Annotated in this window: 7 protein-coding genes; 3 read left to right on the top strand and 4 right to left on the bottom strand. The window is 66.1% G+C overall.

Annotated elements, in window-relative coordinates; all coding sequences use genetic code 11:
* Positions 1 to 200 precede the first annotated feature (200 nt).
* From ACTHL0_RS12020 to ACTHL0_RS12030, 3 genes are read left to right on the top strand one after another with little or no spacing between them, the layout of a single operon-like run.
* Positions 201 to 1,220, top strand: coding sequence for a paraquat-inducible protein A (locus ACTHL0_RS12020; protein WP_440566967.1), 1,020 nt, complete (start codon positions 201 to 203; stop codon positions 1,218 to 1,220).
* Positions 1,217 to 2,527 (top strand): MlaD family protein, encoded by a 1,311-nt coding sequence (locus ACTHL0_RS12025; protein ID WP_440566968.1) that lies wholly within the window; start codon positions 1,217 to 1,219, stop codon positions 2,525 to 2,527. The genes ACTHL0_RS12020 and ACTHL0_RS12025 overlap by 4 nt, the downstream gene beginning before the upstream one ends.
* A gap of 8 nt (positions 2,528 to 2,535) precedes the next feature.
* On the top strand, positions 2,536 to 3,168 hold the full coding sequence (locus ACTHL0_RS12030; protein WP_440566969.1) for a PqiC family protein: 633 nt from the start codon (positions 2,536 to 2,538) through the stop codon (positions 3,166 to 3,168).
* A 100-nt stretch (positions 3,169 to 3,268) separates the two neighbouring features.
* Here ACTHL0_RS12030 and ACTHL0_RS12035 read toward each other — a convergent pair whose 3' ends face one another.
* From ACTHL0_RS12035 to ACTHL0_RS12050, 4 genes are all read right to left on the bottom strand, one after another.
* Positions 3,269 to 4,321, bottom strand: a complete 1,053-nt coding sequence (locus ACTHL0_RS12035) for an anti-sigma factor family protein (protein WP_440566970.1) — start codon at positions 4,319 to 4,321, stop codon at positions 3,269 to 3,271.
* Entirely contained in the window at positions 4,308 to 4,985 is a 678-nt protein-coding gene (locus tag ACTHL0_RS12040; RefSeq protein ID WP_440566971.1) for an RNA polymerase sigma factor, read from the bottom strand. The genes ACTHL0_RS12035 and ACTHL0_RS12040 overlap by 14 nt, the downstream gene beginning before the upstream one ends.
* A gap of 188 nt (positions 4,986 to 5,173) precedes the next feature.
* Complete coding sequence (locus ACTHL0_RS12045; protein ID WP_440566972.1) at positions 5,174 to 5,581, bottom strand: cupredoxin domain-containing protein; 408 nt, start codon at positions 5,579 to 5,581, stop codon at positions 5,174 to 5,176.
* Entirely contained in the window at positions 5,578 to 6,546 is a 969-nt protein-coding gene (locus ACTHL0_RS12050; protein ID WP_440566973.1) for a metallophosphoesterase family protein, read from the bottom strand. Before ACTHL0_RS12050 ends, ACTHL0_RS12045 begins: the two co-directional genes overlap by 4 nt.
* Positions 6,547 to 6,668: the final 122 nt, after the last annotated feature.

A 6,668-nucleotide genomic window follows, 5' to 3' on the forward strand; every position in this document is an offset into this window, starting at 1 on the left:
AGCGGGGTGGCGGAATGACGCTCGGGTGTCCCGATGGGGGTGCGCTGGAAGATCCGTCGGCGTGGGCCGGCGGTACGCTCGCGCGTGGCCACACCGGCCACTAGCCGCTCGAGCGCGCGAGCGGCCGCTCGGTCGGTGCGGCGCTGGCCTGCTCGCTGTCGACTTTCGTCCTGCTGCTGCCCGGCAACCTCTCGCCGCTGATGACGGTGCACATGCTCGGCGCCGAACGCTCGGCGGTGCTGAGTTCGGGCATCGCGTTGATGTGGCGCGAGCATTTCGAGCTGTTGGCCATCGTATTGGGCCTGACGGGGATCGTCTTGCCGCTTTTGCGCTTTTCCGCCTTGTCGCTTGTACTGGCGGCGGTGCTGTGCGCATGGCGCCCCCGCTGGCTGGGGCGCTGCTATCGTTGGACGCTTTGGCTCGATGCCTGGGCGATGCCCGACGTCTACCTGATCGGCTGCTTCGTTGGCTATACGCGCGTGACGCAGCAACTGACCGGATCGATCGATGCCGGCGGCTACTGCTTCATCGCCGCGGCATTCATGTCGATGCTGACGCGCGCGACGCTCGATCGGCGCACCGTGTGGCGTGCGATCGCACCCGAGCGCCACGTGGTGTCCGGCGAACGCGTGATCTCGTGCACGGCGTGCGATCTCGTCGCGCCGGTCGAATGCGTCGGAAGCCCATGTCCCCGGTGCGGGCTGACGCTGCGCACGCGCAAGCTCGATGCCATTTCGCGGGCCGCGGCCCTCAGCGCGGCCGCGTTCGTCTTGGCTTTCCCCGCAAACCTTTACCCCATGACGATTTCGTTTCAGCTTGGGCACCCGGTGACGCACCGCATTATCGATGGCGTCGCCGAGCTGTTCGAAGTGGGCCTGTGGCCGCTCGGTATCCTGATTTTCTGTACGAGCATCGCGATTCCGTTCGCCAAGCTGGCGGGGATGGCCTGGTTCATTGCCTCGGTGCTACGCCGCTCGGATCGACACTTGCGTGCGAAGACGTTTGCCTATCGGCTCATCGACGAGCTCGGGCGCTGGTCGAACGTGGACGTCTTTACGATTGCCGCATTCATCCCGTTGATTCGCTTCGACGGGCTGGCCAACGCGCTGCCATACGATGGCGCCACCGCATTCGCGCTCGTCGTCATTCTGACGATGGCGGCGTCGCGGGCGTTCGATCCGCGCCTGATGTGGGATGCGGCACAAGCGAGGCGCGCATGACCGAGCCCATCGTCAAGCGTACCGAAGCGGCCGATCTGCGGCATACACGCTGGCCGGGGTGGATTTGGGCCGTGCCGATCGCGGCCCTCGGTGTCGCCGGTTGGCTCGGCATTCGGGCGCTCGTGCATGGGGGCGAAACGGTGACGATCGTCTTCGACAATGCCTACGGCATGAAAGCCGACGATACGGAGGTTTCCCTGCGCGGTGTGACGGTGGGCGAAGTCCGGGACGTCTCGTTGAACAAAGACGGCCGGCATGTCGATGTCGAGGTCGAGATCGACCGCAGTGCCAAGCCTTTCTTACGCACCGGTACGCGTTTTTGGGTCAAGGGCGCGCGGTTCGATTTCGACGATCCGTCCTCCGCCAAGGCGTTGATCGGCGGCCCCGAAATCGTCATGGATCCGGGCCCCGGCGCATCGACGCGGCGTTTTTACGGCAGCGATCGCGAGTATGCACTCAGCGCCGCGGTGGTGAAGTATGTGATTCGTTTTCCCGGCGCGGTGGGCCAGCTCAACGAAGGGGCGGCCGTGCGGCTGCGCGGGTTCCGCGTGGGCGAGGTGGAGCATGTCGGTATCCACTATGACGCGCGCACGGGCTCGCTCGATACGCCTGTCGAGATCGCGCTCGACGCGAGCAAGCTCGGATTGCCCGGCGGCGCCAAGCCGGCCGATGGCCAATGGCGTCCCGTCGTCGACGATATGCTGAGGCGCCTGATCGCGGCCGGTTTGCGTGCCCGGCTTACGCAAGATCCACCGCTGGTCGGTGCGCACGGCGTCGAACTCGATTTCGTGCCGGGCGCGCCCAGCGCGACACTGGTGGCGAGCAATGGCGAAACCGATATCCCGAGCGCATCGTCGGGGGACGTCGATACCCTCTTGGCGAAAGCCGGCGACATCATGTCGAAGGCCGATCACGTCATGACGAAGATCGACGCCTTGCCGATCGAGCAGACGGGCGACGACATCCGACGCATCGCGGCGCGCATCCGGGCCTTGTCGTCGTCGCCGCAGATCACCGATAGCCTGGACCACCTGGATAGGTCCGTGGCGCAGGTCGATCGTACGTTGAACCAGGTGTCGCCGCAGATCGGGCCGCTCGTGACGCAGCTGCGGCAGACGGCGCGCGAGGCCGACAGTGCCGTGGCGGCCGCCAACCGCACGATCGGCGGCGATCCGATGCGCCAGAACGATCTACCCGAAACCTTGCGCGAGCTGACGGACATGGCGCGTTCCGTGCGAGCCTTCGCCGATTACCTCGATCGCCATCCCGAGGCGCTCGTGCGCGGTAAGGGGGAAAAAGGCCAATGATCCAGCCAATGATCCCGCGAACGACGATGCGGCTCCTCTGCGCCGCGGCGTTGACGGTGCCGCTCCTGCTGATGACGGCCTGCGGCCATAGTCCGCCCACGCGTTATTTTTCGCTCGACGCCGTGCCGCCGAGCGCACCGCTTGCCACGGCGAACATGGCGAATATGGCGCCGGTCCAGCTGGGTGCCGTGCGGGTGCCGGCTACGCTCGATCGGCCCGAGATCGTCGCGCAGGACGCGGCGTATCGGCTTGCCGTGCGCGAGAACGACCATTGGGGGGCGCCGCTCGCCCCCATGATCCGGCGCACGCTCGCTCAGGATTTACTGGCGCGCTTGCCGTCCGGCTCCTTTATCGTGCCCGATGCGCCGGCACCGGCCGGTTCGCGCGGCATCGTCGTCACGGTGCTCGATCTGCGTGCCAATACGGACGGCCGGATGACATTCGAGGGCAGTTGGACACTGACCGCCGGCGAGGCGGCCACGGCCGTCATGACGCAGGAGGTCTCGTTGACCGAGCCGATGGCATCCGCCGATTCGCCCGCGATTGCCGATGCGCTGAGCCGCATCCTCGGACGATTGGCGGACCGCATTGCGACGTCGCTTGCTTCGTCGCCTCAGGCGAGCAGCATGCCGAAGAAATGATCCATATCGAATACGACTGCTTCCCATCCTCGTATTCGCGGCAGTCGTAGCACCGCATTCCCCGCGTTCCCGGCATTCCCCGCCTTCCTGCGCCGCCTCATCATTTCAGCGGGCCGGACGGTGCTCGGCTCAAACGCGCTGTCAGTGCGGTGCGCAGCCGCGCGAGCACGGCCGGTTCGGCGTCGCTGACGGCCCACCAACGCATTCCATGCTCGCTCCAGCTCGCGAGCGCGTAGCCGTCGCTTGTCAGCGCGGGGCTGCCACCGCGCGCACCGGCCTCCGTCTCCGGCATCACGTAGACATCGATGATGTGCTTGCGGTAGCGGTAGACGAGCACGCCGACGCGACGATGGCCGAGGTAGTCGAGGCGGCCGCCCGTCAGCGCAAAACCTTCGTCGGCCAGGTCCTCGACGGGCGGTGCATAGTCGAGCCGTCCGTTGAACCAGGGCTTGACCGTGTGTTGATCGGACGAGACGACATCGATGTCGTGTCCAGACAGTTGCGCGCGGACATGGCTCGCCACGAGTTCATCGACGAACACGGAGTTTGTATTCGCGGGACGTGTGACGAAGAGCGAAACGCTGACCGCCAGTGCAACAGCGGCGGTACCGATCGTCCATCCCAGCGCGGCGCTGGGGCGGTGGGACGTGCCTGTGCTCATGCCGGGATGCACGCCGCGTGGTTTGCGCCATGCGGCCCAAGCCCAGCCGAGCGTGCTGTGGCGACGCGGTTTATCTCGCGGCGTCTGCGGTTTGCCCGTCTGCTGGCCCTCCCGTGTTTCGTGCATTTCCTGCATTTCCTGCATTTCCTGCGTTTCGCCCGGCGAGGGCAGGGGCGCAGCGCGGGTGGGCGCCGGGCTGGGACGGCTGAGCGGCGCGTACGTTTGTACGGGTGGCTGCGCCGCCGCGATTGCCTCTTCGTCCGTCGCTGATTCGACGGCCGGCAGCGTGGCGAGGATGCGCTCGCGCAATGCATCGGGTGCACGAAAATACGCCGCGGTACGCGTGATCTGGCTGACGGCCTGCAGCGCTTGCGCTTCGCGCAAGCACTCGGCGCAGGTCGCCAGATGCTGTTTCACGCGCAACGCCTCCGCGGCCGAGAGCTCCCGATCGATCGCGGCGCTCAGGAGCGGGCGAGCTTCATTGCAGTCCATCAGGGCTCTCCTTGGCGATCGTATCCATTCCGGCGCGTTGTTGATCGCGTAGCGGCGCGAGCAGCGCGGCGAGTTTGCGCCGTCCGCGTGCGAGCCGCGACATGACGGTGCCGACCGGCAAATCCGCGATGACGGCGATGTCGCGATAGCTCATGTCTTCGAGTTCTCGCAGGATCAACACCTCGCGAAACTCGACCGGCAGCCGTTGCAATGCCTCGTGCACGAGCCGCGCGTGCTCGCCTTGCAGGAGCAGCGTCTGCGGATCGGCATAAGCGGCACACGTCTCCTCGAACGCGCTGGTTTCGTCGAACGCCTCGTCGAACGGCGCGACTTCCAGCGAGTTTGCGCGTCGCCGCCATTCGGTGTACCAGGTGCGCCGCACGATCGCGAGCAGCCACGGCCGCGCGTTTTCGCCGCGGAACGTATCGAAGAACCGGAACGCGCGGATAAACGCCTCCTGGACGACATCGTCCGCATCGCCGGCATTGCCGCTGAGCCAGCGCGCGAGGTTGTATGCCGCATCGAGATGCGGCAGCGCGAGCTGCTGAAAGCGGCGGCTACGCTCGGCGTCGTGGCCTACGCCCCGGGCGGCGGGCTCATCGGGTGCGACGCGGTCGTTCGGCGCGGGACTCGCGGGTGTGTCGCGTTTGTCGGTTTCGGCCACCGGGGGCGCCTCCTGGGTTGACCGCTGCAATACCGGAGATGTGCCGAGTTTATTCCGGTACGGGTTCATTGCGTCGGCCGTCGGCTCGGAGGGAGGCGGCTCGACGCACCAATGAACTGCCGTCCTTACCGTTCGGTTCGCGCGAGCGCCTGCGGGTATCGCCGTGGCGGCGGCTGGGCAGGCGGGTTTCATCTGACGGTGATCTTGCCGACCATCATCGGATGGATGCCGCAAAAGTACGCATAGGTCCCGGGTTTGTCGAGGACGGCGGAATACGAATCGTCCGTATCGAGCGCGTGCGACGGTTTGAACGCGCCGGCCGCGCTGACGATGGTATGGGGTTCGTCGTCGCGGTTGGTCCAGACAATGCGGGTGCCAATGGGTACCGTGAGCTCTTTGGGCGAGAACGCGAAGTCGTGGATCTCGATGCGATAGGTGGGGCCGGCATTGCCGCTGGCGGCTGAATCGCCGGTTTCGGCCGGTGCAGCGACGGTCGGATTGGCCAGGCACAGCGCGGCGAAGACGGCCACGGGCGCGACGAGCCATGCATGCAAGCGTGCGCGGCGGGGGAGAACGAACGTTTCGAACGTTTTCATGACAGCGCCTCATCGGTCAGCGCGAGCGTGCGGCCTGCTTGCACATGGCGCACTTCACGCACGCCGAGATAGCTGGCGAGTTGGCCGGGCGGCACCTCCTTGAGCGGCCCCGGCCCTGGGCCCACACCCGGTGCGGGCTGCGGATAGGCGGTCGAGCGCGCCGTATAGAAGGTGACATTGCCTTCGACCTTTTGCTGAATTTGATGGATGTGGCCATTCAGAACGGTGACCGAGCCGAAGCGGCGCAGCATCGAGAGCGCTTCGCCCGCGTCGTCGGTGCCCCAGCCCCAGGCGGGATAGAGCGACCACAGCGGCATATGCGCGAACACGACGATCGGCGTTTCCGAGGTACGCGCGGCCAGATCCTGCTTCAGCCAGGCGAGCTGGTTGGGGCCGAGCCAGCCGAGGCCGCCTGCTTTCAGATCGAGCACGTTCACGAGTGCGACGAAATGCACGCCGCGATGATCGAAGCTGTACCAGCCGCCCTCGGTTTGCTTTTCGCCGAAGCGCTCGAAGAACGCGCGGCCGTTATCGCCGATGACGTCATGCTCGCCCGGTACGAAAAATGTACGGCGCGTGCCAGAGCCGCGCACGAGTTGATCGACGGTATCGAATTCGTCGGGTCGCGATAGATGCGTGAGGTCGCCCGTGTGGATGACGAAGTCGGGCTGCACGCGTTGCGCATCGATTCGCGCGAGCGCGGCTTTGAGCGTGCTCGTGACATCCGGGTTCGGCGCTTTCGTAAAGCCGATGTGCGAATCGCTGATCTGCACGAAGCTGAAGGTGGCATCTTTCAGGGCGGCCGCTGCGTCGGCGGGATTGTCTTCGCCGCCAATAGTGCGGGCTTGCAGGACGCCGGCGTGCATAGTCCAGAGTGTCCCGGCGCCGGCCCACGCCATGCATTTCAGAAAACGGCGGCGGTTCGTCCCCGCGCGGTCATCGTAGTCGTCATCGTGATCCATCATGCTCTCCTGAAGTCAGCGCGCGTTGTCGGTACGCGTGGATGTGCTTGGGCGGGGCGGCGTGCGACAGCATGCGTGCCCTCGGAGAGCATGACTCGATGACTACGACGGATATTCCCGCTGAA

Source organism: Trinickia sp., from assembly GCF_051961175.1.
Classification (GTDB): domain Bacteria; phylum Pseudomonadota; class Gammaproteobacteria; order Burkholderiales; family Burkholderiaceae; genus Trinickia.